Genomic DNA, 25,110 nt, shown 5'->3' with positions numbered 1-25,110 from the left:
ATAGGAATTTATCAGGCTTTCATGTCATACATTAACAAAGCTGTAATCAATTTAGGTTCAATAAAAGTACATTTTGGCGGCATGCTCAGTTTCTGATCGGAAATTTTGATCATATCATTGAAGCTTACGGGATAAATTCCGAAGCCTACTTTGCCCTCACCATTATCAATATTTTCCTTTAAAAGATTAATTCCGGCAATGGTAGAATTTCCTTTTACATAGGAAATCTTTTCAGAGCTGTCCGGATCTTCAATTTTCAGGATATTCTTGAAAATATATTTATCCAGAAGATGGTGATCCAGGTTATCCAGAGACATTTCCGGAGAACGAAGATCATGCTTTACGTGAAGAGAATAGAACTTCCCGTCCATATACATCGAAATATGGAATTTCTGTGAAGGGAAATACGGTGTTTCGCCTTTCTCGTGGATTAAGAAATATTGTTCAAGCTGTTTTAAAAAATTTTCAGTCGACAATCCGTTTAAATCCGTCACAATTCTGTTATAATCATGGATTTTGATCGATTGGTTGGAAACGATGAAACTATACACAAAATTATACGGTTCCGTACCGTTGTGTCTTTTGTTTTTCTCTTTCTGGTGTTTGGCATTCAAAGCAGTGGAACCGATTCTGTGATGCCCGTCTGCAATGTAAAAAGAATCGATCTGGTCGATAACTTCCTTAAACTGCTGCAATTTCAAACGATTGTCAATTCTCCAGATCTTATGCCTGATTCCTTTTGAATCCACATGATTGAAAATCGGAACATTTTTCTCCTCATGGTTCATCAGCAATTCAATTTTTGAATTGGCAGGGTAGGTAAGAAGCACAGGTTCGGCCTGTAAGTTTACTTTTTCCAGGTAATGAGCCAGTTTCTCTTTTTTCTGAGGAATGGTACTTTCATGTCTTTTGATCTTTCCGTTCCAGAAATCCTCAATGCTTGCCAAACCAAGCAATCCCCTGAAAACCTGTTTGTTGGGATAGATCTGCTCATAAAGATAATAAGCTGAATTGTCCTGAACCAGTTTCTTGTCATCCAGGAGTTCTTCAAAAGTAGAACGGATTTTCCTTAAATTCCGGTCAATATCTTTAGATTTACTTACAACATAAGGTTTGATCATGTGGATGTAAGTATCTTCAACTTGAGCTTTTTCCGCAATTTCTTCCTGCGTGAAATTATCCAGAGGATGAGTAGGGAAAGTGCTCTCAAGGTCTTTATGAGGTCTTATTCCGCGAAAAGGTTTAAAAACAGGCATATTTTATTGTATAGTTTCTTTTTTTAGCTTAATGATTTGTTCTGCAAGTTCAATCCCGATTTTTTCCTGTGCATCCACCGTATTTCCTCCTACGTGTGGAGAAAGAGACAGGGAAGGGTTCATTAATAACGGGAGTTCCGGCGTCGGTTCGTTTTCAAAAACGTCCAAAGCGGCTCCCATTACTTTTCCGGACTCAATAAAATCGAGCAGGGTCACTTCATTAATTACTCCTCCTCTTGCAGTATTTACAATATAAACACCGTCTTTCATTTTTTCAAACTGAGGCGTGTCTATAATATATTCATTAGTTTTCGGTGTATTGATGCTGATGAAATCCGCGTCTTTAAGGAATTCATCCGTATCATTGGTCGATGTTATTTCAAAGTTCACGGTCTGCCCGTCAAAAAAACTTAATGTAACAACTTCTGTTCTGGGCTTTCTGGTCAGAACTTTTACCTTCATTCCCAATGCAATACCCATTTTTACCACTTCCTGTCCTATGCTTCCGAAACCAATAACTCCCAATGTTTTTCCTGAAAGCTCATACGCATTAGTGAATGATTTTTTCAGGGCATTAAAATGCGTTTCTCCTTCCAACGGCATTAATCTGTTCGATTCATGAAGGAATCTGGCCAGTGAAAAGAAGTGGGCAAAAACCAGCTCTGCAACCGATTTTGAAGATGCAGTTGGAGTATTGATCACTTTGATTCCTTTGCTTTTGGCATATTCCACATCTATATTATCCATCCCGATTCCGCCCCTTCCGATGATGGAAAGTCCGGGACAGGCATCAATCACATCCTGTTTTACTTTGGTGGCACTTCTTACCAGAAGAACATCCACATTATTTTCATTGATAAAATTAATCACATGATCTTGGGCAACACGGTTGTCCAGAACTTCTATTCCTGCTTCTTTTAAAGCCTGTTCTCCTGCTTTAGAGATTCCATCGTTAGCTAAAACTTTCATGGTTTTATTTGATTTAAAGATTAAAAAATTAAAATATTTTAAAAATTCTAAATCGGGTCGCAAATTAAGAAAATTTAAAATAGTGATAACAATCTTTTAATCTTTGAATTTTTAATCTTTAAATTACTTTATTGATCTCATAACATCTACCAAAACCTGAACACTTTCAATCGGTAAAGCATTGTATAAACTTGCTCTGTATCCGCCTAAGCTTCTGTGTCCATTCAAACCACTGATTCCGGCGGCTTTCCACGCATTATCAAATTCTTCTTTCTTACTTTCATCCGTAATTTTGAAAGAAACATTCATTAAAGAACGGTCTTCCTTCACACAGAAAGTCTCGAATAAAGGATTGCTGTCGATCTCATCATATAAAAGCTTTGCTTTGGCTTCGTTTCTTTGTTCAGCAGCTGCAATTCCTCCGTTTCTTTCCAAGTGCTGAAGCGTTAGTAAAGAAGCATACACCGGGAAAACAGGTGGCGTATTGTACATAGATTCTTTAGCAATATGTTGGGAATAGTCTAGCATGGATAGCATATTTTCTCTTCCTGTTTTTCCAAGGATCTCTTTTTTAATGACTACTAAAGTGACTCCTGCAGGACCCATATTTTTCTGAGCTCCTGCATAGATCAGGTCGAATTTAGAGAAATCCAGCTGTCTTGAGAAAATATCAGAACTCATATCACAAACCATTAAGGTATCCACTTCAGGGAAGGTTTTCATTTGAGTTCCGTAAATTGTATTATTGGAAGTACAGTGAAAATAATCATATTCTGAAGATACGGTATAATCTTTCGGAATATAAGAATAGTTAGCTTCCTTGGAAGAACCCACTACATCTACTGTTCCTAGTTTTTTAGCTTCTTTGATGGCTCCTGCCGCCCATGTTCCCGTATCTAAATAAGCAGCTTTACCGTCAACTTTCAACAGGTTGTAAGGTACCATGGCAAATTGCAGGCTTGCTCCGCCACCTAAATACAAAACTTCATAGTCATCACCAAGATTCATCAGTCTTTTTACAATTGCACGCGCTTCGTCCATTACAGGAACGAAATCTTTACTTCTGTGAGAAATTTCCAGAAGGGATAAGCCAATACCGTTGAAGTCCAGAATAGCTTCTGCTGATTTTTCAAACACTTCTTGTGGTAAAATACACGGACCCGCGCTAAAATTGTGTTTTTTGCTCATATTAATTTTGTTTTTTACAGGGACTTCCGAACCTGTGATTTCATTTATTTTATTTGATCAGATTTATCTAAAATTAAAAAAACCGTCTCATACTGGATGAGACGGCGTATATTATTCACCGTGTAAGAATGCTTTTTTATTAAGTAAAGCTTCTTCAGACTCTACATGGTCTTCATCTGGCACACAGCAGTCTACCGGGCAAACGGCTGCACACTGCGGCTCTTCGTGGAAGCCTTTGCATTCCGTACATTTATCTGTTACAATGAAATATACATCGTCATTTACAGGTTCCTGAGGCGCATCTGCATCTATCGTTAATCCTGACGGTAATGTTACAGTGCCTTTCAATTCGGTACCATCAGAAGCTTTCCAATCTACGGCTCCTTCATATATGGCATTATTCGGGCATTCCGGTTCGCAGGCTCCACAATTAATGCATTCATCAGTTATTTTAATAGCCATCGCTAATTTTTTTTAAATTTGCACAAAATTACAAAATATTCCCCAATTTTAAAGTAATTATGAGTATTGAAAATAGAGTTTTAGGACTTTCTAAGCTAAGTGAATATATTAAAGCGTTTTTATCAAAAAATCAGAATGATTATGATGAAAGTGATCTTGAATTTGAATTATTGATGAAAAAGTCTGAAATAGAGAACCCGTGGTTCACAATCGAGAACCAGAAATTTGCTTTGGCGCAATGGGCTGATCTGCTGACGGAAGAAAATGTAATGAATTGGCTTAAAAAATATTCAGCGGCTGCAACTTCAAAAAGAGTGGGACTGATCTTGGCAGGGAATATTCCTTTGGTAGGATTTCACGATGTGATTTCCGTTATTCTGAGCAATCATATTCCTATAATCAAATTGTCCTCAAAAGATAAATATATGATTCCTTTCCTGCTGAAAAAATGGAATGAATTGTCCGGAAACGAAATTGAATTTGAGTTTGTAGAAAAACTGGAGAATTTTGATGCGGTTATCGCAACAGGAAGCAATAATACGGCAAGATACCTTGAATATTATTTCAAAGACCGATTAAACATCATCCGTAAAAACAGAACATCGGTTGCTATATTAAAAGGTGACGAAACAGAAGAGGAATTGCAGCTTTTGGCAAAGGATATCTTCCAGTATTTCGGATTGGGCTGCAGAAATGTAACCAGAATCTTTATTCCGCAGGATTTTGTGATCGACAGGCTGTTTGAAAATTTCCTGGGATTCCAGGATATCATCAATCATAATAAATATGCGAACAACTATGATTATAACAGGGCGGTTTACCTCTTGAATCAGGAAAAGTTCTGGGATAACAACTTTGTGATGCTGAAAGAGGATGATAAGCTGTTCAGTCCGCTTTCTGTGATCAATTTCAGCAGATATGAATCTTTAGAGGATGTGAAGAAATTTTTAACGGAAAATGAAGAGAATATTCAATGTGTCGTAGCAAAAGATGAATTAGGATTGAATTCCATTTCGTTTGGTGAAGCCCAATGCCCGGGATTAGACACGTATGCGGATAATGTGGATACGATGAAATTTCTGGAGGTTGTGTAATTTAATTTGATATATTTAAAGAAAAAATAAAACTATGATGACAGACATTTTAGTGGCCCATTCTTCAGAGGTTGAAAAGGCAGATTTTTATAAAAAAGTGTATTTGCATGTTGCATTGGCGGTTCTTGCCTTTATTGGAGTTGAGACTGTTTTAATCAATATTGTGCCGGTTGAAATTATCAGCCTAATGTTTGCACAGAAATATACCTGGTTGCTGATCATTGGTGTATTCTGGTTAGCTTCTATTCTGGCGAATAAATGGTCTCTGTCACAAAGCAGATCAACACAATATATGGGATTAGGATTTTATATTCTATTAGAAGCAGTGATCTTCCTGCCGTTACTTTATATTGCTGTCGGATATTCAGGTGGAGGAACCATGATCTTTCAGGCTGCCATGTTAACTATTGCCATGTTTGCAGGTTTATCAGCAGTAGCATTCACTTCTAAGAAAGATTTTTCATTCCTGAGAAACATTATTATTATCGGAGGCTTTATTTCTATAGGATTAATTGTTGCCGGAGCTATTTTCGGATTTAATCTTGGCCTTTGGTTTTCCGTAGGAATGGTGATCCTGGCTTCTGCAAGTATTCTGTACGAAACCAATAAACTTAAAGATACATATACAACAGGACAATATGTGGGAGCTTCTTTGCAGCTTTTTGCATCTATCATGTTGTTATTCTGGTATATCTTAAGAATTTTGATGAGCAGAAGAAGTTAATTGAATTGTAGGAAAGTTAATACATTATAAGTCCTGGTGATTTTTCATCAGGATTTTTTATTTACCTTTTTTTGTTATTGTTTTAACGCAAAGGAATAATGAGAACTGTAAAATGTAAGTGAGCAAAGGATTAAATCAATAAATTGATTTTTAAGAAGCTGGCTTCATCAGCGACAGAGTCGCTATTCTTTGCTTTCTTTTAATAAAATGTTTTGTGATAAAACTTTGCGTTAAATAGGGGTAGTTACAAAGCTTATAAGAAGAGAAGAGGTGTATAACCCAAAAAATCCTGATGTTTTCCATCGGGATTTTTATTGTAAGAATGGGTATTCTTAGAATTTTTTAATGCTTAAATTTTTCAATCTTTTAATTGTTATAAGCTATTATTTATCAATAGATCCTAAAACCTTCTGAGCGAAAGAGTTCAAAGCATCTTTTTCACTCATTCCGTTTTGAACGTTGGCATGAACCTCCAATGCTCCGCAGATGTTGGTGATCAATTCTCCCGCAACATTCAGGTCTTCTTCGCTGGTTCCTCTGAATTCGCTGAAGCTTTCTAAAACTTCTAATGTCTTTTCAAGGTTTTCAGGAGTCTGGTTTTGATAAAACTGTCTGATAATTGGTAATTTCATTGCTTTAAATTACTTTAATTCATTAAATAAGTTAATTAAACTTTCAGCCTGGTTAGATTGAACCTGGTTCACTAATTCTCCGTTTTTGAAAATTGCAAAAGTAGGTAAGTTGTCTACTTTAGCCAGTTTTCTGCTTTCAGGTAATTTTTCCGCATCTACGTATAAGAAAGGGATCTCATCGTTTTCAGAGGCTAGCTTTTTGAATTTAGGTTTCATGATTCTACAGTTTCCGCACCATGTTGCTCCGTACTGTACAACCACTTTTTCATTATCGCTTACAATACTTTGCAGCGTATCTTCTGTTAATTCTGTGTACATGATAATAATTTGAAAATTTGTGAATTTGAGAATGCGTTAATGAGCAAACTGAATATCAAAATCTGAATGTTTATTCTTTGCCATTTACGCGTACGATATAGATAGAAAATGAGATAATTCTTATAAATCCTGAGATTAATTTTCAAATTATCTCATTTTCAAATTAGCACATTATATTAGTTCTTAGCTAAATATTCTGCTGTAGAGTTTCTGTCAGCTTTCATTGCTTCTTTTCCTTCTTCCCAGTTGGCAGGGCAAACTTCTCCGTGCTTCTGAACGTGAGTATAAGCGTCAATCAGTCTTAAATATTCTTTTACGTTTCTTCCAAGAGGCATGTCGTTTACAGACTCGTGGAAAATTTTTCCTGTCTCGTCAATTAGATACGTTGCTCTGTACGTTACGTTAGAACCTGTGAAAGTTTCTTCTCCATCCTCATTGTATTCGAAATCCTGATCAACAATTCCTAAGATATTAGCTAATTGTCTGTGAGTGTCAGCTAAAAGCGGATAAGTTACTCCTTCAATACCTCCATTTTCTTTTGCGGTGTTTAACCATGCAAAGTGAACTTCGTTGGTATCGCAAGAGGCTCCGATTACTTTAGTGTTTCTTTTTTCGAACTCACCTAAAGCATCCTGGAACGCGTGAAGCTCAGTCGGGCAAACGAAAGTGAAATCTTTCGGGTACCAGAACAAAAGAACTTTTTGCTGATTCGCTGTAGTTTCTTCAAAGATGTTGATTCTAAGATCATCACCCATTTCAGACATGGCATCAATGGTTACATTCGGGAATTTTTTTCCTACTAAAGACATAATTTTCTTGTTTTTATATTTTAAATTTTCTGGTGCAAATATATAAACATTTCATCTATCGAACAAATTGATTTTGATAAATAAAATCTATAATTGTTTTTGATCGGGAAGTAAAGAAAAAAGCCCTGAATCCAGGGCTTTTAGTTATTTTTAGTAACCGAATATTTCATTCAGACTGAGTTTTTTCACCTCGCCTAATTTCTGCATGTCGGCTTCTTTTACTTTATCCTGTGAAGCTACGAGACAATAGGTGAAATTCTTGCCTTTCATTTCCTTGTCGTGGAAACTGTTAATGTCTGTAAAGGTCAATTTTGGAGCTTGTTCATAGATATTTTTTCTCATATCTATCGTATTACCGAGTTTTTGGGCTCTTAAATACGTGAAGATAATGCCGTCCTGAGTAATTCTTTCGGCTGCAATTGATTTCTTCAATCCGCTTTTTGCTGTTTCAAATAATTGATCAGACTTGGGAAGCGTCGTTAAAAGCTCGTTCATTGCTATGGTAGACTCATTGAATTTATCTGCCTGGGTTCCTACATAAGCCATAATTATATCCTTATCTTCTTTTTTGCTCGGAAGCGAGAAATAAGAATAGGTAGAATAGGCCAAAGCTTTAGATTCTCTGATGGTCTGGAATACGATAGAACCCATTCCGCCCCCGAAATAATTATTGAATAAGCTTACGGTAGGCGTAATGCCTGAATTGTATTTTTCGCCGTTTCTTACCCAGAAAATTTCAGCCTGAACCATGTCATAGTGTGCAAACAATACTTTATTCTTATCAGTAGGAATTTGAGTAAATGTTTTGGATTTCGGCATATCTTTTAAGGTAGCCGGAAGCTTATGGACCGGAGTCAAAGAAGCGACTACTTCGTTCCCTGATTTCGGACCGTAATATAATACCTTATGCTTATGGTTGAATAGATCATGAAGTACATTCACCAGATCTTCAGCTTTTAAAGCATCCAGTTCGGCATCACTTAAAACATTATTGAATGGGTTTTGAGGACCGTACTGTGCATAACTTCTCAATCCGGACATGATCGATCCTTTGTTCTGTTTGGCGTTGGTTCTGGATTTTTTTAGTCTTGCTTTATAGGCATCCAATGCTTTCTGATCCGGCTGACAGTTTTTAATTAAATCTTCGAATAAAGCGATTGTTTTATCAAAACTTTCATTTAAACCTTCTAAAGAAACATACGTTTCTTCATTTCCCGCACTTACGCTAAAGCTTGAAGCAAGCTTGTAGAATTCTTTGCTGATGGCTTCTGAAGATTTGTCTTTCGTTCCTAGATACTGAAGGTATTCCGCTGCCAAAGGAAGAATTTTGTTATTCCATTTTCCGGCATCGAAATAATAATACATTCTGAAGAGCTCATTATCCGTATTCTTTACAGAAAGAACGTCTAGACTTCCCAGTTTATTTTTGGCGATGTCTTTATCAAAGTTCAACCAAACAGGAGAGATGGCTTCTTCCGGCATTTTTTCAATATTCTTTAAGAATTCTGACTGGTCTTCTCTGTTGACGGAAACAGGAGTAATCGCAGGCTTGTCAACTTTTACGATGTTTTTATCTTCTCCTTTTCTTTTGTAAACAGCAACGTAATTATTATCCTGAAGATATTTGGACGCAAATTCCATAATATCCTTTTTGGTAAGCTTGGAAATCTCATCCACGTATCCTAAAGTCGCCTGATGGTCAACCTCAGAAGTAAATTCATCCATTAGAGATTCCGCTCTGGAAGTGTATTTCTCATATTTCTGGATCACATTTTTCTTTTCGTTGTTTACAATGGACTGGATTAGATCATCAGAAAATTCCCCTTTTCTCAGTTTATCGATTTCCTGAAGCAGTAAGCCTTTCACTTCATCCAAAGACTGTCCTTCTGTAGGATTTCCCTGCAATAAAAGAACTGAGTAGTCTTTCAGAACATAAGGAAAAGCATAAGCGCCCAATAATTTCTGTTTCTTTACGAGATCAAGATCGATAAGTCCGGCTTGTCCGTTGGTCAGCATGCTTCCGATCAGATTCAGCAGTCTGGCGTCTTTGGTAGTGGCTCCCGGGAATCTGAAACCAATCGTGATGTTTTCAGGATTCGGACCGTACACTTCTCTTGTGATAGGGGCAGTGATTGGTTTTTCCTGCGCTACTTTGTATTCAGGAACAGGCTTAGCTTTCATATAAGAAAAAGCCCTGTCGATCTTAGCGATCATCTCGTCAGGATTAAAATCTCCGGACATGATCACTCCCATATTATTAGGAACGTAATAATTGTTATAGTATTCACGGATTGCTTTTAAAGAAGGGTTCTTCAAATGTTCCACCGTTCCAATAGTGGTTTGTTTTCCATAATTGTTATTCGGGAAAATGGCAGCAAACATCGCTTCATATACTTTTCTAGGGTCATTATCCAATCCTCTGTTCTTTTCTTCATATACTGCTTCCAGCTCCGTATGGAAAAGCCTTAAAACGGGCTCTCTGAACCTTTCAGCCTGAACGGCAAGGAATTTATCGGCAACATTGGCAGGAATATCTTCCGTGTATACCGTTTGTTCGAAAGAAGTGAAAGCATTGGTTCCATCGGCACCCATTCCGGAAAGCATTTTATCATATTCGTTTGCAATGGCAAACTTGGAGGCTTCACCGGAAACTTTATCAATCTCCTTATAGATTTCCTTTCTCTTCGCTTCGTCTTTGGTTTGATTATATTTTTCATACAATGCATCAATCTGATCCAAAAGCGGTTTTTCTTTCGCCCAATCCTTAGAACCGAACTTATCTGTCCCTTTGAAAAGCATATGCTCTAAATAATGAGCAAGACCGGTGTGATCCGAAGGGTCGGTTTTACTTCCCGCTTTAGTCGCAATAAAAGTCTGGATTCTCGGATCCTTCTTTGTAGGACTTAAAATAACCGTTAAGCCATTTTTAAGCTTATAATATCTTGCAGAAGTAGGGTCATTCGTTACATATTTGTAAGGATATCCGTTGGAAGTGGCTTCTTTCCATTGGAAATCCTGCCCGTAAGCATAGCCGGTGAAACTTGCTGCGGCAATACTTGTTACAATAGTGATTCTCTTTAAAAGGTTCATTGTGATTCGTTATGTTTTTTAATTAAATTTTTCAAGTAATTCTTTAATTCTTCTCATCGCTTCTCTTAAATCTTCTTCCGAAGCAGCATAAGAGAATCTGATACATTCCGGGCTTCCGAAAGAAACTCCGCCTACAGATCCTACATGGGCATGATCCAGTAAGAACATCGCAAAGTCATCAGAATTTTTTATCTCAGTACCGTCTAAGGTTTTACCGATATAATGGGAAATATCCGGGAAGAAATAGAAAGCAGCCTTCGGAAGCAATACCTTAAAGCCCGGAATTTCTTTAATCATTTCATACATAAGATCTCTTCTTTTCCGGAAGGCGTCAATCATGTATTTATATTCCGATGGATCTGTTTTTAAAGCGGTAATGGAGGCTCTTTGAGCCATCGTGTTGGCTCCGCTGGTCATTTGTCCCTGAACTTTTTCGCAAGCTTTGGCCAACCATTCCGGACACGCAGAATACCCGATTCTCCAACCTGTCATGGCGAAAGCTTTAGACATTCCATTGATAACGGCTGTCTGTTCATATACTTCCGGAAACTGAGCGATGGAAGTGGTTTTAGTTTCATAATTGATGAATTCATAGATCTCATCGGAAATTATGGTCACATGCGGATATTTGGCAACCACTCTGGCGATAGACTTTAATTCGTCATACGTGTAATATCCTCCGGAAGGATTGCAGGGTGAGCTGAAAAGGATCGCTTTTGTTTTATCGGTAATAGCTTCTTCCAGCTGTTCTGCCGTTACTTTAAAATCAGTAACATAAGAAGTTGGAAGCATAACGGATGTTCCGCCCATCATTTTCACCATTTCATCATAACTTACCCAATAAGGAGCAGGAAGCAAAACTTCATCACCATCATTGATGATGGCAGCCAACACATTTAAAATAGCCTGTTTGGCGCCATTGGACACACAGATCTGAGTAGGTTTGTAGTCAAGATTATTATCTCTTTTTAGTTTATAGGCAACGGCTTCACGAAGCTCTAAAAATCCCGGAACAGGAGAGTAGTGGCTGTAATTTTGATTAATGGCATCAAAAGCTGCCTGTTTGATATTATCCGGAACATCGAAATCCGGCTCACCGAGAGTTAAACTGATAACGTCTATTCCATTGGCTTTCATTTCTCTAACCTTATTAGACATTACAAAAGTTTGCGAGTAACCTAGTCTTTTTACTCTATCTGAAAGTTTGTCCATGTATTTTTTTGAATTTGAACAAATATAGATAAAAACTTAATCTGAAATAGAATGTGAACCGGAAAAAATAGCTTTCCAACGTACAGTTTTTCGTATATTTAAAATCCTTTAGTTTAAAAATAGCCGGTTATGAAATATCTTCTTTTTTTATGGTTTATTCCCTGTACGATGTTTTCCCAGGTACGCTCGAAAGATGATGAGATCAAAAAGTATGTTTCCGAAGTGAATTCAGACTCTTTACAATCTTATATCAAGAAACTTGTGAGCTTTAATACAAGACACACTTTAAGTCTTACAGATGATCCGGATAAAGGAATAGGAGCGGCCAGAAATTGGGTACTTTCAAAATTCAGAACCTACGCAAAAAACTCCGGCGGAAGAATGGAAGTATATCTGCAGCAGCAAGATATTCAAGCAGATGGTAAACGTGTGGATCAGGTGACTAATCTGGGAAATCCCATTGCCTTTCTGAAAGGAACAGACCCGAATGATAAAAGAGTTTTCCTGATTTCCGGACATTTAGATTCCCGCGTTACTGATGTGATGAACAGGGCTTCTTTTGCACCGGGAGCGAATGATGATGGGAGTGGAGTGAGTGCGGTAATAGAAGCGGCAAGGATTTTAAGCAAATCTTCTTTTCCTGCATCTGTTATTTTCGTAGCATTTTCAGGAGAAGAACAGTCATTATTGGGATCTAAAATGTTGACGGAAAAAGCTAAAAAAGAAAATTGGCAAATAGAAGCTGTTTTGAATAATGATATGATCGGGAATACCAAGGCCGGAGAAACCAATGAGGTCAATGACCGTGTGCTTCGGGTTTTCAGTGAAGGATTGCCTTATACGGAACTGGATAAGAAAGCGATGAGTATAAGAAACCTGGGACTTGAAAACGATGGTGATTCGAGGCAATTAGCCCGTTATATTAAAGAAGTCGGAGAAAAATATGTAAAAAATATTGAAGTTAAACTGATCTATAGAAATGACAGGTTTTTACGCGGTGGAGATCATTCAAGCTTTGTAAATAATGGATTTCCTTCCGTAAGGCTTACCGAATATTATGAGAACTATGATCATCAGCATCAGGATGTGAGAACCGAAAACGGTAAACAGTACGGTGATCTTATTGAGTTTATAGATTTTAATTACCTGAAAAAAAATACTGCCGTTAATATCGCTACACTGGCAAGTCTCGCCAAATCCACTCCGAAACCGGAAAAAGTGGAAGTGGAAGTAAAGGAACTCACCAATTCTACGACATTGCATTGGGAGAAGCCCAAAACAGGAAAACCTGTCGGGTATGTTGTATTGGTAAGGGAAACCGATAGTCCGGTGTGGCAAAAAAAGATATTTACAAAAGACGTTTCCCTGAAGATTCCGCTTTCAAAAGACAATTATATTTTTGCGGTACAGAGTGTGAATGAGACTGGGAATGCAAGTTTACCCGTAATTCCAAGTATCGCCAGGTAAGACTATTTCGTCGGTTCGAGTTGAAATTATTCATCATAAAAATGAGGGATAATTTTGTATCGAGAACTTTATAATCAATATTTCGGAACTGTTTAAACTTCTCGATACGATTTTTTACAAAAATCTACTCGAAGTGACGATATAAAACTGTGAAATAAAACTTATTTTTGTGGTTTATAATATTTCACATGTCTACATCGTTACTATTAAAATACTTTCCGGATCTTACAGAAAATCAGATAGAACAGTTTGCAAAACTAGAGAAGCTTTATCATGAATGGAATGAAAAAATCAACGTGATTTCCAGAAAAGATATGGAATCCCTGTATGAAAAACACATTCTGCACTCTCTGGGAATTGCGAAAATAATGGAATTTGCACCAGGAACAAAAGTGTTGGACATAGGAACCGGCGGCGGTTTTCCGGGAATCCCTTTGGCGATTTTATTTCCCGAATCAGAGTTTACGTTGATTGACTCCATTGGAAAAAAGATCAGTGTGGTGAATGCAGTAGCGGAAGGAGCAGGCTTGAAAAACGTGACAGCGATCCACGGAAGAGCAGAAAAATTAAAAGAGAAATTTCATTTTGTGGTAAGCAGAGCGGTTACCCAAATGCCTGAATTTCTAAGATGGCTGAAAGGAAAGTTTGAGAAAGAACAGTTTAATCCAAAACACAACGGAGTCTTATATTTAAAAGGCGGTGACCTTGCAGAAGAGCTTGCCGGAATAAAATGCGAGATCTTCCAGCTTAAAAACTATTTTGATGAAGAATTTTTTGAAACAAAAAAGGTAGTTTACCTGTCAAAAGGTAATTTTAATTCCTAATTTTAACATAATTTAGGAATAATTTTTGCTAAATATTTCATTAATAATCAAAATTTGTAGTCATGAAAAAGTTTCTCAATATTGGGGCTTGTGCAATAGTTTTAGGATTATTTTTTACTTCCTGTAATGATAATGATGACTATCAGACGATAGAATCAATAGATAAGGTAAAGATAGACAGTGTGAAAATTGTCAATGATACGATGGATGTCTTTACCGTTCAGAGTATCAAAACATATTCCACCTATTCGTCTCATTGTGAGGGCTTTTATGCTTATGATTATATTCATAACAGCAACCTTACCAGAACGGTTACAGCCTATAAATATATTACGAACGGGCCTTGTGCACAGGGAGCTTTTACGGGAGCCAGCCAGATCAATTTCAGTCCGCAGCAGGCGGGAACGTATACTTTTAAATTCTGGAGTGGTGACAATACCTGGATTACCAAAACAATCGTTGTAGAATAATACATAATGAAGTGGATTTTTTTATTTAGTATATTAATAACCAGTACTCTATCCGGTCAGAAGATCAAGTGGCAGGAAGACAAAAAGCTCGACTGGAGCAATTTTAAAAGTAATGTCAACAGACAGAGGGGAAACAACGTGGTTGCTTATACCAATTGCGGTTGGGTGTATTCCGTAGTGAAATCTACAAATCCCAAATCTCCGGTGAAAATTACCATTGAAACATTTTTTAATGAAGATAAATCCTGGAAGGATGTAAAGCAGATCAATGATTATGTTTTGAATCATGAGCAGAAACATTTTGATATTGCTGAAGTATTTGCCAGAAAACTACGTAAGGAAGTAGCAGAGAATATTAAAACTTCCGGAGATTATAATAAGCATTTCCAGGGAATTTATAACAGGATATTAAAGGAATATACGCAATTCCAGATGACCTATGATAAAGAAACTCAACATGGGATCAATAAAGATAAGCAAGCGGAATATAATACTTTGATTTCTGAAGAATTAGAAAGCTTAAAAAGTTACCAGATCTCTTGAAATTTCTGAATAAGATCATACACGAACTTTTAATCCAAAACACAGATTTATCTGTGTTTAATATTGTTTTGCCGGGAAAACGTCCCATTGTTTTTATCAGGCAGATCTTAGAGGAAAATAATTATTCCGGTTTTCTTCCGAATTTTTATACGATCGAGGAATTGATAGACAGGATTGCAGATCAGCAGTCGATTCAGGGGATTTCTTTATGGCTTTTTGCTTATGATGTCTATAAAAGCCTGAATCTCATTCCTAATGACGATTTTGCAGAGTTTTTGAAGTGGTTTCCGACCCTACAGAAAGATTGGGACGATATTCTGAAATTCTCGGAAAATGACCAGATTGTTCTTCAGTATATGTTCGATGAAGAACGGATCAAAGACTGGGCACAGAATTTGGGTGAAGAGGATGATGTTCCCAGAAGAAAATTTCTTAATTTCTGGAAAAATATGAACGTTTTTCTTCCTGTTTTAAAGAAAAGATTGAAGGAAAAAAACTGGGCCACTTCAGGAATGATCCATGAAACGGCGAAAGCCAGGATCGATGATTTTGCTAAAAACACCGATGAACAATTTGTTTTTTGTGGTTTCAATGCCTTTACGCCGGTAGAGGAAAAACTAGTGCGAAGCCTTTTGCAGTGGGATAAAGCCCAATGTTTTTTCCAGGCGGATCATTATTATTTCGATGATGAAAGGCAGGAAGCAGGGAAGTTTCTCAGGAACCATAAAACCTGGAAAGAATTTAATGACAGCCGTTCCTTTGAATGGATCGAGGATGATTTTAACCAGCCTAAAAATATAAAGGTGTATGAAGTTTCGGGAAATGTAACCCAAACCAAAATATTACCGGAAATTTTTAAGGAAATTAATAATTCCACCTATTCCAATACGGCCGTTGTCTTATTGGATGAAAATCTGCTTCCGGCAAGTCTCGATGTTATGTACGGTGTTGAAAACCTGAATATTACTATGGGTTTTCCTTTGAAGAACCTTTCTTTCTCTAATGCGGTTAAACAGCTTTTTTACCTGCAAAAACAGCTTGAAAAGAATAAATCTTCCTATTACTACAAAGATGTATTTCCTATCCTTGAAGAATTGCCGAAATCTGTTGAAGATGAATTGGTTATCAATGATTTTAAGGCGAAAATAGAGGAGCGGAACATTGTTTATATTTCTAAAAAGCTTTTAGCAGAGCTCTTAGGTGGGCTTTCTTATTTCAATCTTCTTCAAAAGGTGGATTCCGTAAGTGTTTACCTGGATATGCTGATCGGGTTCTGTCAAAAGATCAAATGGCTCGACATTGATGATATCCAGTATGAAAATGTCTCCCATTTTGAAAATGCATTCAGGATCATTAAAAACCAGCTTACTCCATATGATTTTGAGATCAAAATGGAAACGTTGGAAATCCTGATCAACCAGCACATTAACTCAGAAAGCATTGATTTTCAGGGTGAACCGTTAAAAGGGTTACAGATCATGGGATTGCTGGAAACCAGGCTTTTAAACTTTGAAAATGTGATTATGCTGTCTGTGAACGAAGGAAAACTTCCTCTTGGGAATTCGCAGAACACCTATATACCTTTTGATATCAGAAAATACTTTGATCTTCATACCTTTTTGGAGAATGACAGTATTTATGCCTATCACTTTTACAGGCTGATTCAGGATGCTAAAAATGTCCATTTATTGTATAATGCTTTAAGTTCCGGTGTAAATACCAGCGAAAAAAGCCGTTTCATTACCCAGATAGAAATGGAAAGTTCTCACGAAATAGAGCACCTCATTATTGAGAATTCTTCAGAGCCTATTTTGAGCCAGCCTATTGAAATTTCTAAAACCGGAATTGTTTTGGAGAGACTGGAACAATGGAAGAAAAAAGTTTCGGCTTCACACCTTACGAGCTATTTATATAACCCGATAGATTTTTACCTTTCCAAGATTTTGAATACCTCTGAAACGGATGAAATTGAAGAAGAACTTTCTGTAAAAAACTATGGAAACCTGGTTCATTATTCACTTCAAGAAGTTTATGAAGTGTTGAAAGGTAAAATATTAAAAGAAAGTGATTTACACAAATCAATTAAAGAAATAGATCAATATATTGATGTAGCTATTGAAAAGCTAAAACATCAACCTGAATTCTATGAAAAAGGAATGAACTTTATTCACAAAGCTATTGCCAAAAAGGTGATTCAAAATATTTTGTCCCATGATCTCGACCTGGTAAAAAAAGGAAATAAACTGGAGATTCTTGCCATCGAAAGAAGGTTCGAAAATGTTGATTTTTACCTGGATGAAAATAACACGGATAAGATTTCTTTCTTTGGTTTCATAGACAGAATAGACCGCTTAAACGGGACATTAAGAATCATTGATTATAAAACAGCCAAGATCAAAAACCTGACGGTAAAAATTGATGCTGACAATGTGGACGAATATTTCCATAATAACGACAGAAAGCAGGCTTTACAGCTTTGTATCTATCATTACATTATCCAGAACCTTCCTGAATTCTGGGGTTTCCCAATCGAAACCGGAATCTGGAGCTTTGCGGAAGCTAAAAAAGGCGTTGTTTCCTTACAGTTTGAAAAGGGAGATATCAACGATGCTATGAAATCGGTGAGAAGCCTGATCCTTGAAATTTTGAATCCGGAGATCAATTTTACAGAAAATGTAAAAACCTATTCCCACTAAAAATGCACCTCATTGCTGAAGTGCATCTCCATTTGATATAAGAAATTGTTATTGAGAAGGTTATTTATTCTATTTTTACCTTTTTGTTGATTGCTTTTCCACTGATTGGTGTTATTTGTACCACATAAACTCCCGGTTCCAGCGTATTGGATTCATATTGAGCCTTATTTACCTCCTGATTTTGAATTAAAGCCCCGGAAATACTGTAAATGGTAATATTCTTTATCACATTTCTGTTTCTCGCTATGATTCTGCGGTTTTGGGAAAATACTTCCGTATTATTTTTCAAGTGAACATCCCCAACCTGTTTGTTGAATTGCAGATTATAAAACTGAGAGACAATTTCAAATGTATAGGTTTGATTTTCCATATTGTTTAGATTGACCCCGCCATCTTTCATATATTGCCCCTGTGAAACAGATTGCACTAGGTTGTTATCCTGATCAAAAATATTGATGGAACGCAATTCATCCTGATCAATTTTTAAGCTTAAAACATGATTGTTTTCAGACTTTACAATCTCACTCTCAGTAACTTTGATTGGGGTGTTTTTAACATACGGAATAAGCTTGTTCGTTTGATGATCGGTAACTTTAAGTAAATAGACCCCATCTTGTAATGAAGCTAAATTACTATTGGAAGCTGTTTTCCGGTCTGCTTTTTCCTTATTGAAATCTGTAATTTCCAACAGTTCCATTCCCTGCAATTCCGGCCTGATTTGGGAAGTATAAGAATAGGATTGAGTATTGTTTTCTGATTGTTTTGAAGTTAAAAGAGCCCATTCATTGAATAGTCCTCCGCTTCTTAACGTATTGAATTTAGCATTGGAAGCCAATACAAAGGGTACAATCCCTCCCACATGTCCCAGAGGCCCCCAATAAAATGCTTCCAGTTTATATTTTCCAAGGTCCCACCAGGGATAATATCCTCTCTGAACATCTATCGTTTTCGATGTATTTTCCGGGTGGATGGCTAAGTCTATGGTAGAATGTCCTAAAGTCATTGGTGTTTTATTGTACCAGTCATATACGTCATTGGCTCTTAAACACTGTCTTAATTTCGTATTCGGATTATTGGTAACTTCATTCACATAACTATCTGTAAACAATTTTCTCCATAATAATGGGCCCCACAATAATCCTCCATTATCCTGAACCACATGATAATTGTATTTTTCCAGATATTCTGCCGAAATTACTTCTGATATATTGTTTGTGTAGGTTTTGTATCCGGTATTATTGCAGGTATTCAATACATTCGCAATGAATGAAGTGAAAGGGTAGACGTCTTTCTCCAACACTCCTTTTTGAAGGGTAACGCCCGAAAAATCATAAGGACCATCACCCATATAGGCATATTTAAATCTTAATCCTGTAGGATTGGAGATATTGAGTTTTTTTAAAGTAGACATGGCTGCATGAGCTCCCTGTGAATATCCGGTCAGGAAATATTCATCATAACGTTTTATGCCTTGTTGAGCTAAAACTTTATTGGCTGCCGTTACAAAATCAATCGTAGCAGAAGCTTCGGTAGGATAGTGTACATACGGATGAACTCCATCGCCTGATCCCATCCCTACATAATCAGGAGCCATTAGAATATAACCGTTCAAAACATAAGATAGTTCAACAACAAATCCTGCATACATCACGCCTTTAAGATTGGAAGGAACATTATTTCTGTTGTCTGTGGTTCCATGATCTGAAACTACGGTGGAAAGTTTATAATTTACGCTTGGGTACATCAAAAGCCCGGTAGCTTTTACCAGTGTATTATTTTCATTTTTAGTGTAATAAGTGATTTTATAGGCTTTAAGACCTACATTAAAGCCATTGAGATAACTTACAAAATCCGGAGCATTCTGCTCCCCAAGATTATTGGCTATGAAATTGACGACTCCCTGTGGTGTAAGATCCAGTTTTTGTTCTACACTCACAACGTCACCGGATTGTTGAGCAAGATAAAAGGGTGCGGAAAGCCCTAGTAAAAAGAAAGTAATTTTTTTCATATTGTTACTTTTTATTTTGATTAAATTAGAAACTTTCAATAAATCAAACAAAATATTAAAGCATCAATAATTATTCATTGAATATTATTTCTCTGAATTGTGACTAAAATAGCGAGTCCGGCCGAAGGCCGGACTCGCTCCATTATATTTTTTTTAGCTTAAAAAGCGTTGATCCCAGTAATATCCAATCCTGTAATCAATAAGTGAACATCATGAGTTCCTTCATAGGTAATTACTGATTCTAAGTTGGCAGCATGCCTCATCATCGGGAATTCACCCATAATTCCCATTCCGCCAAGGATCTGTCTGGATTCTCTTGCGATATCGATCGCCATCTTCACATTATTTCTCTTAGCCATTGAAATCTGGGCAGGGCTCGCTTTATGATCGTTTTTAAGATTTCCTAATTGCAGACAAAGTAACTGGGCCTTAGTGATTTCAGTCAGGAATTCAGCCAATTTCTTTTGCTGTAACTGGTAAGAACCAATGGGCTTTCCGAATTGTTTTCTTTCCTTAGAATACTGAACAGCAGTACAATAACAATCGATGGCTGCTCCGATAACACCCCAGGAAATACCATATCTGGCTGAATTTAGGCAGGATAAAGGTCCTTTTAATCCGCTGACATTAGGAAGAAGATTTTCTTTTGGTACTTTTACATTATTAAAAACCAATTCTCCTGTTTTGGAAGCCCTTAAGCTCCATTTATTGTGGGTTTCAGGAGTAGTGAAACCTTCCATTCCTCTTTCAACGATCAGCCCGTGAACTTTTCCTTCTTCATTTTTAGCCCAAACTACGGCAATATCGCATAAAGGTGAATTGGTAATCCACATTTTGGCACCGTTTAAAAGATAATGATCACCCATATCTTTGAAGTTGGTTTCCATGGAACCCGGGTCAGAACCGTGATTAGGCTCCGTCAATCCAAAGGAACCGATCATTTCACCGGAAGCTAACTTCGGTAAATATTTTCTTTTCTGTTCCTCAGAACCGAATTCATTGATAGGGAACATCACTAAAGAGCTTTGTACAGAAGCTGCAGAACGAACCGCAGAATCTCCTCTTTCCAGTTCCTGCATGATTAGACCATAAGAAATCTGATCTAAGCCTGAACCACCGTATTCAACCGGAATATAGGGACCAAGAGCTCCGATTTTCCCCAATTCTTTCATCAATCCTGGTAAATCTGTGTGATTTTGTGCAGCCTGATCTATCTGAGGCATCACAAAACTTTCCACCCAGTCTCTGATGGATTGGCGAATGAGTTTGTGTTCTTCAGTTAATAAGGCATCAATTCCATAATAGTCCGGAATACTTGTGAGAGGGTAGTATGACATGTTTTTTTAATTTTTCTAAAAGTAAGACTTTTCAGGATTTTAGAAAAATTTTTTTTGAAGAGCCGTATTTACTTAAGCTTCACCAGCTTTAGCATTCAATTAATCAATCATTTAGTTTTCTTCCTCTTCGTTGGAGATAGGGTATTGTCCGTTAGAATTGTGAACTTTGGTTTTAAATTTATAGAGATAAGGCGCTTTATTCGCAGACCCGTCATATAGCTTCTCCAATCTGTCCAGAATATTCAGGCTTAAAATCTTTCGTTGGAAATTGTTTCTTCTGAATTTTTGTCCTAAAATAGTCTCATAAAGGCTTTGAAGATCCTTCATGGTAAATTTTTCCGGTAAAAGATTACTCGCTGCCACTTCCGTATTGATATTCATTCGAAGGTATTCAAGGCCGGTTTCTATAATCCTGTCATGGTCAAAAGCCATGTTGGGAAGCTTATTCACTTCAAACCATTCGCAGCTTTCATTGAAAGCGTCCGGAAATGTATTCGCTAAAGAAAAATCAATAAGACTGCAATATCCCACCGTAATAAACCGCTGGAAGATCCAGTGGTCTTTCGGGACTTCAATTCCTTTATTCTTAAGCAAAATCTGATGTACATTGTTTTCCGTACGGTCTATTCTCCCGAAAGTATGAAATTGTTTCAAAAAAATGTCCTTTAAATGTGTTCTTTCATATAAAACACGTTCGGCAGCTTCTCTAAGATCTTCATCATTAAAGACAAAACCTCCCGGAAGAGACCACAAATCCAGGTCGTGGTATTTTAGAAGCAATACTTTCAGAATATTATTATGGAAACCAAATATGGTACAGTCAACAGACACATGAGCTACAAAGTCTTTTGTATCAATAAGTTCCTGAAGTGTTTCTTTGTTTTTTGGATCCTGGATTTTCATAACAATAAAAGTAAATTAATTTGGTATTTTTTTCATGACAAGATTAAAATAAATTAAGCTTATTACCAAAAGTATGGCAACAAAAAATAAAATATACAGCGGATAATAGTTTAACAGTTGATTTTCAAACAGTAGTGCCATAATAATTGAGCTTACGGAACTGCCCAATGAAGAGAAAATAACGATAAGAGAAGTGAAGAGGCTGATTTTTTCTCTATCTATTTGTGCAATCATTTTAGAGTTGACAACAGGATAGAGGGGAGATAAAAATAAGCCGATAACAGGGAATAAATACAATAGAATTTTGGAGTTATCCGACTCGAAATACTGGATAAGAACAATTATACATAAAACTGCTATAATAAGTCCCAGACAAATGCTGTAATATTTTGACAAGGAAAACCTTTGAATAATATTGGCTGTGATCATCCTTCCTACATAAGAAAATAAGGCGAGAAATGAGGAGGCTTGTAATGCGAAAAATGAATTGACCTTCAAATGGTTCTTATAGAATGAAGGTAACCATGAATTAAAGCTTTGCTCTATAAATACGATGAAAAAAATAACAGCCAGAAAAGCAACCACTGGAATGCTGAAAATACCGGACAGTTCAGAAATGAGCCCTTTATTATCCGTTTTTTTAGCTTCGGATATGGCAATTCTTGAAAAAAGAAAGATCGTAACAATAGACAATAATGAGATAAAAAGGAAACCGAATTTCCAAAATTCAGAATACCGGCTAGAAATCAGCCATCCGAATCCGGTATTGACCACAAAAATTCCGATCATGAATGAAGCTTCAACACTGTTCATGGTTTTGGCCAGTGATTTTTCGTCTCCGATGTTATTTCGGATAATGCCGAAGACACATATTTTTCCAATCGCAAAACAGGCGCCGATAATGGCAAACCAAAGCTTATAAAACCAGAATACTTCCACAAAAGGTAATATGCAGGAGCAAATACCTACAATGGCCAATGCCAGAATCAATGCTTTCTTGGTTCCAATTTTACTGATGAAGTTCACCGCGAAAAGTGAAATAAAAGCAATGGGAATATCTTTAAATGATTCTAAAAATCCCAATTTTTCATACGTTATTTTGGCTTCGGAAAGTTGTAAAATTACAATCCCCATACAGTTCAGTACCATGGAAAAAATCAGAAAAGTAAGTTTTAACGGAAGGGATATTGCAGAGAGCTTGATGGCCATTTTGGGGAATTTATTTTAATTGATTTTTATATTTTTTTATGAATATGATGCTGAATATAAGGCTTTCAAGGCCCAAAAATAAACGAAAAATTAAAATATTTATTAATATAATGTTAATTATTTAAAAAAAAATATATTTTTATTGTCTCAATTTGAGAATTAAAAAACTAACAGTATATGAATGTGAAAATATCCAGAAGTTTGGGGATGGTTGCTGTGCTTTATTTTACAGCGAATTTCAATGCCCAGAACACCAGCAATGACACCTTGCCTAAAGAGCAGAAAATAGAAGAGGTGGTAATGATTGGTTATGGTACTCAGAAAAAGAGTAATGTAACCGGAGCTATTGCAAGTATTAAAGCCAGCGATATTGAAAATATCCCGGCCGGTAAACCAGAGCAGGTGCTGCAAGGTAGAGCAGCCGGGGTAAATGTCATTACCAATTCCGGGCAGCCGGGTTCTGCTGCTACAATCCGTGTAAGAGGGATTACCAGTTACTCATCCAGTAACGATCCGCTTTGGGTAGTGGACGGAATTGTAGTAGACGGTATCGGATGGTTGAACCAGTCTGATATTGAAAGCATGGAAGTACTGAAGGATGGTGCATCATCGGCAATTTACGGGGTCTCTGCGGCAAGAGGAGTTATCCTTGTTACCACCAAAAAAGGTAAAAAAGGAAGACTGAATATTTCCTATAACGGGTTCTACGGAGTAGGAAGCGCTTCAAGAAGACTGGACCTTTTGGATGCCACTCAATATGCTACGATTATCAATGAAGCTTTTGCGAACGACGGGAAACCGGTTCGTTACAGTGATCCTTCAAGTTTCGGAGCTGGAACAGATTGGCAGGATGTTATTTTCAGCAATGCGGAAAGATCCAGCCACGAAGTAAGCATTAGCGGCGGAAATGAAAAATCCACATTCTATGGTTCTTTTGGCTATTATGACCAAACAGGGATCGTAATGAGCGATATTTCCTATTACAAAAGATTAACAGGACGGTTGAACTCTACTCATAAAGTTACGGATTGGTTAACGGTGGGACAAACGTTCGCTTATACACATACCAAATCTCAGGGAATTAATTCGAACGGTGAATTTGGAGGCCCTTTAAGTTCCGCAGTGAATTTAGATCCTACAACACCGGCAGTCGTTACGGATGTAAATGCACAACCTTTCCCAAATGATTATTCCAATCCATACATTTTCAGGGATGAGAATGGGAATCCGTATGGTATTTCCCATTACGTGAACCAGGAAATGTCGAATCCGTTAGCGTTCCGCCAGACCCAATTAGGAAATAATGGCTGGTCTGATGATTTTGTGGCTAATGTTTATGCTGAACTTAAACTTTCAAAGCATTTTACCTTTAAATCTTCTATTAACGGTAAAAAAGCGTATTGGGGAAGCAGAAACTTTACGCCGTTATTCTACCTGAATCCAAACTATACGAATCTTAGTGTTAATAGTTTAAGCAGAACAACACAGGAGAAATTCGAGTGGAGTTTGGAAAATACGATTAACTATCAGAACAAATTCGGAAAGCATAATGTAAATGTTTTATTAGGAAACGGGTATTATGAATACAATATCGGATTCGGGCAAACCGTTACGCATACCGATCTGCCTGTTAACAATTGGCAGGATGCTTCTTTCAACTTTTATGTACCGCCTAATAAAAGAAATACGAATGCATGGGATTACGTGAATACCCATAAAGCATCTTATTTCGGAAGGGTGATCTACGATTATGACAATCGATATTTATTCACCGGAACTCTAAGATATGATGGTTCGTCAAAATTCGGAGCCAATAATCACTGGGGAACATTCCCTGCCTTCTCTTTAGGTTGGAATGTAAGCAATGAAAGCTTCTGGCCTCAGAATGATATCGTAAAC

21 protein-coding genes are annotated in these 25,110 nt (G+C 37.0%); 8 read left to right on the top strand and 13 right to left on the bottom strand.

Going from position 1 to position 25,110, the window contains the following annotated elements:
* Positions 1–11: 11 nt before the first annotated feature.
* From ACGHIN_RS09345 to ACGHIN_RS09330, 4 genes are all read right to left on the bottom strand, one after another.
* Positions 12–1,256, bottom strand: a complete 1,245-nt coding sequence (locus tag ACGHIN_RS09345; protein WP_390452803.1) for a DUF1015 domain-containing protein — start codon at positions 1,254–1,256, stop codon at positions 12–14.
* A gap of 3 nt (positions 1,257–1,259) precedes the next feature.
* Complete coding sequence (locus ACGHIN_RS09340; RefSeq protein WP_390452802.1) at positions 1,260–2,225, bottom strand: D-2-hydroxyacid dehydrogenase; 966 nt, start codon at positions 2,223–2,225, stop codon at positions 1,260–1,262.
* A gap of 123 nt (positions 2,226–2,348) precedes the next feature.
* Entirely contained in the window at positions 2,349–3,413 is a 1,065-nt protein-coding gene (serC, locus tag ACGHIN_RS09335) for a 3-phosphoserine/phosphohydroxythreonine transaminase (protein ID WP_390452800.1), read from the bottom strand.
* A 111-nt stretch (positions 3,414–3,524) separates the two neighbouring features.
* Positions 3,525–3,875: a 4Fe-4S binding protein gene (locus tag ACGHIN_RS09330; protein WP_390452798.1), complete on the bottom strand. Its 351-nt coding sequence runs from the start codon at positions 3,873–3,875 to the stop codon at positions 3,525–3,527.
* A 59-nt stretch (positions 3,876–3,934) separates the two neighbouring features.
* Here ACGHIN_RS09330 and ACGHIN_RS09325 point away from each other — a divergent pair, with 59 nt between their 5' ends.
* Positions 3,935–4,969 carry an acyl-CoA reductase gene (locus tag ACGHIN_RS09325; protein WP_390452796.1) on the top strand — a complete coding sequence of 345 codons (1,035 nt, stop codon included), beginning with the start codon at positions 3,935–3,937 and terminating at the stop codon, positions 4,967–4,969.
* A gap of 34 nt (positions 4,970–5,003) precedes the next feature.
* A complete protein-coding gene (locus tag ACGHIN_RS09320; protein ID WP_390452794.1) occupies positions 5,004–5,693 on the top strand; it encodes a Bax inhibitor-1/YccA family protein in 690 nt (229 codons plus the stop codon).
* A gap of 383 nt (positions 5,694–6,076) precedes the next feature.
* Here the strand turns inward: ACGHIN_RS09320 and ACGHIN_RS09315 are convergent, their stop codons facing one another.
* From ACGHIN_RS09315 to ACGHIN_RS09295, 5 genes are all read right to left on the bottom strand, one after another.
* Positions 6,077–6,325: a DUF6952 family protein gene (locus ACGHIN_RS09315; RefSeq protein WP_059136935.1), complete on the bottom strand. Its 249-nt coding sequence runs from the start codon at positions 6,323–6,325 to the stop codon at positions 6,077–6,079.
* Between the two features lie 9 nt (positions 6,326–6,334).
* Positions 6,335–6,643, bottom strand: a complete 309-nt coding sequence (locus ACGHIN_RS09310) for a thioredoxin family protein (protein ID WP_390452792.1) — start codon at positions 6,641–6,643, stop codon at positions 6,335–6,337.
* A gap of 176 nt (positions 6,644–6,819) precedes the next feature.
* Positions 6,820–7,452 (bottom strand): peroxiredoxin, encoded by a 633-nt coding sequence (locus ACGHIN_RS09305; RefSeq protein ID WP_390452790.1) that lies wholly within the window; start codon positions 7,450–7,452, stop codon positions 6,820–6,822.
* 150 nt (positions 7,453–7,602) lie between these two features.
* Positions 7,603–10,542, bottom strand: a complete 2,940-nt coding sequence (locus ACGHIN_RS09300; protein WP_390452789.1) for a M16 family metallopeptidase — start codon at positions 10,540–10,542, stop codon at positions 7,603–7,605.
* An 18-nt stretch (positions 10,543–10,560) separates the two neighbouring features.
* Positions 10,561–11,754, bottom strand: coding sequence for a pyridoxal phosphate-dependent aminotransferase (locus ACGHIN_RS09295; protein WP_390452788.1), 1,194 nt, complete (start codon positions 11,752–11,754; stop codon positions 10,561–10,563).
* Positions 11,755–11,883: 129 nt separating this feature from the next.
* Here ACGHIN_RS09295 and ACGHIN_RS09290 point away from each other — a divergent pair, with 129 nt between their 5' ends.
* The 5 genes from ACGHIN_RS09290 (at position 11,884) to ACGHIN_RS09270 (ending at position 17,754) form a co-directional block, all read left to right on the top strand.
* Positions 11,884–13,221 (top strand): M28 family metallopeptidase, encoded by a 1,338-nt coding sequence (locus ACGHIN_RS09290; RefSeq protein WP_390452786.1) that lies wholly within the window; start codon positions 11,884–11,886, stop codon positions 13,219–13,221.
* Positions 13,222–13,409: 188 nt separating this feature from the next.
* Positions 13,410–14,045: a 16S rRNA (guanine(527)-N(7))-methyltransferase RsmG gene (gene rsmG, locus ACGHIN_RS09285; protein WP_390452785.1), complete on the top strand. Its 636-nt coding sequence runs from the start codon at positions 13,410–13,412 to the stop codon at positions 14,043–14,045.
* A 62-nt stretch (positions 14,046–14,107) separates the two neighbouring features.
* The gene (locus ACGHIN_RS09280) at positions 14,108–14,515 is read left to right on the top strand and encodes a hypothetical protein (RefSeq protein ID WP_390452783.1); all 408 of its coding nucleotides are present in this window, start codon (positions 14,108–14,110) and stop codon (positions 14,513–14,515) included.
* A gap of 6 nt (positions 14,516–14,521) precedes the next feature.
* Positions 14,522–15,058: a DUF922 domain-containing protein gene (locus tag ACGHIN_RS09275; RefSeq protein WP_390452781.1), complete on the top strand. Its 537-nt coding sequence runs from the start codon at positions 14,522–14,524 to the stop codon at positions 15,056–15,058.
* Positions 15,055–17,754 carry a PD-(D/E)XK nuclease family protein gene (locus ACGHIN_RS09270; RefSeq protein WP_390452780.1) on the top strand — a complete coding sequence of 900 codons (2,700 nt, stop codon included), beginning with the start codon at positions 15,055–15,057 and terminating at the stop codon, positions 17,752–17,754. Before ACGHIN_RS09275 ends, ACGHIN_RS09270 begins: the two co-directional genes overlap by 4 nt.
* 64 nt (positions 17,755–17,818) lie before the next feature.
* On the opposite strand, the gene ACGHIN_RS09265 is transcribed toward ACGHIN_RS09270, so the two are convergent.
* The 4 genes from ACGHIN_RS09265 to ACGHIN_RS09250 all read right to left on the bottom strand — a co-directional run bounded on the left by ACGHIN_RS09265 (position 17,819) and on the right by ACGHIN_RS09250 (position 23,211).
* Positions 17,819–19,762: a T9SS type A sorting domain-containing protein gene (locus tag ACGHIN_RS09265; protein ID WP_390452778.1), complete on the bottom strand. Its 1,944-nt coding sequence runs from the start codon at positions 19,760–19,762 to the stop codon at positions 17,819–17,821.
* 158 nt (positions 19,763–19,920) lie between these two features.
* Positions 19,921–21,099 carry an acyl-CoA dehydrogenase family protein gene (locus ACGHIN_RS09260; protein WP_390452777.1) on the bottom strand — a complete coding sequence of 393 codons (1,179 nt, stop codon included), beginning with the start codon at positions 21,097–21,099 and terminating at the stop codon, positions 19,921–19,923.
* Positions 21,100–21,210: 111 nt separating this feature from the next.
* Entirely contained in the window at positions 21,211–22,002 is a 792-nt protein-coding gene (locus ACGHIN_RS09255) for an NUDIX hydrolase (RefSeq protein ID WP_390452775.1), read from the bottom strand.
* 15 nt (positions 22,003–22,017) lie between these two features.
* Positions 22,018–23,211, bottom strand: a complete 1,194-nt coding sequence (locus ACGHIN_RS09250) for an MFS transporter (protein WP_390452774.1) — start codon at positions 23,209–23,211, stop codon at positions 22,018–22,020.
* A gap of 177 nt (positions 23,212–23,388) precedes the next feature.
* Between ACGHIN_RS09250 and ACGHIN_RS09245 the strand changes: the two genes are divergently transcribed.
* The coding region (locus tag ACGHIN_RS09245; protein WP_390452772.1) for a SusC/RagA family TonB-linked outer membrane protein at positions 23,389–25,110 on the top strand (1,722 nt) is incomplete at its 3' end.

It is taken from the genome of Chryseobacterium barbadense, assembly GCF_042849955.1.
Taxonomy (GTDB): Bacteria; Bacteroidota; Bacteroidia; order Flavobacteriales; family Weeksellaceae; genus Chryseobacterium.
Note: the sequence above shows the minus strand (reverse complement) of the source record. Positions and strands in the feature narration are given on the sequence as shown.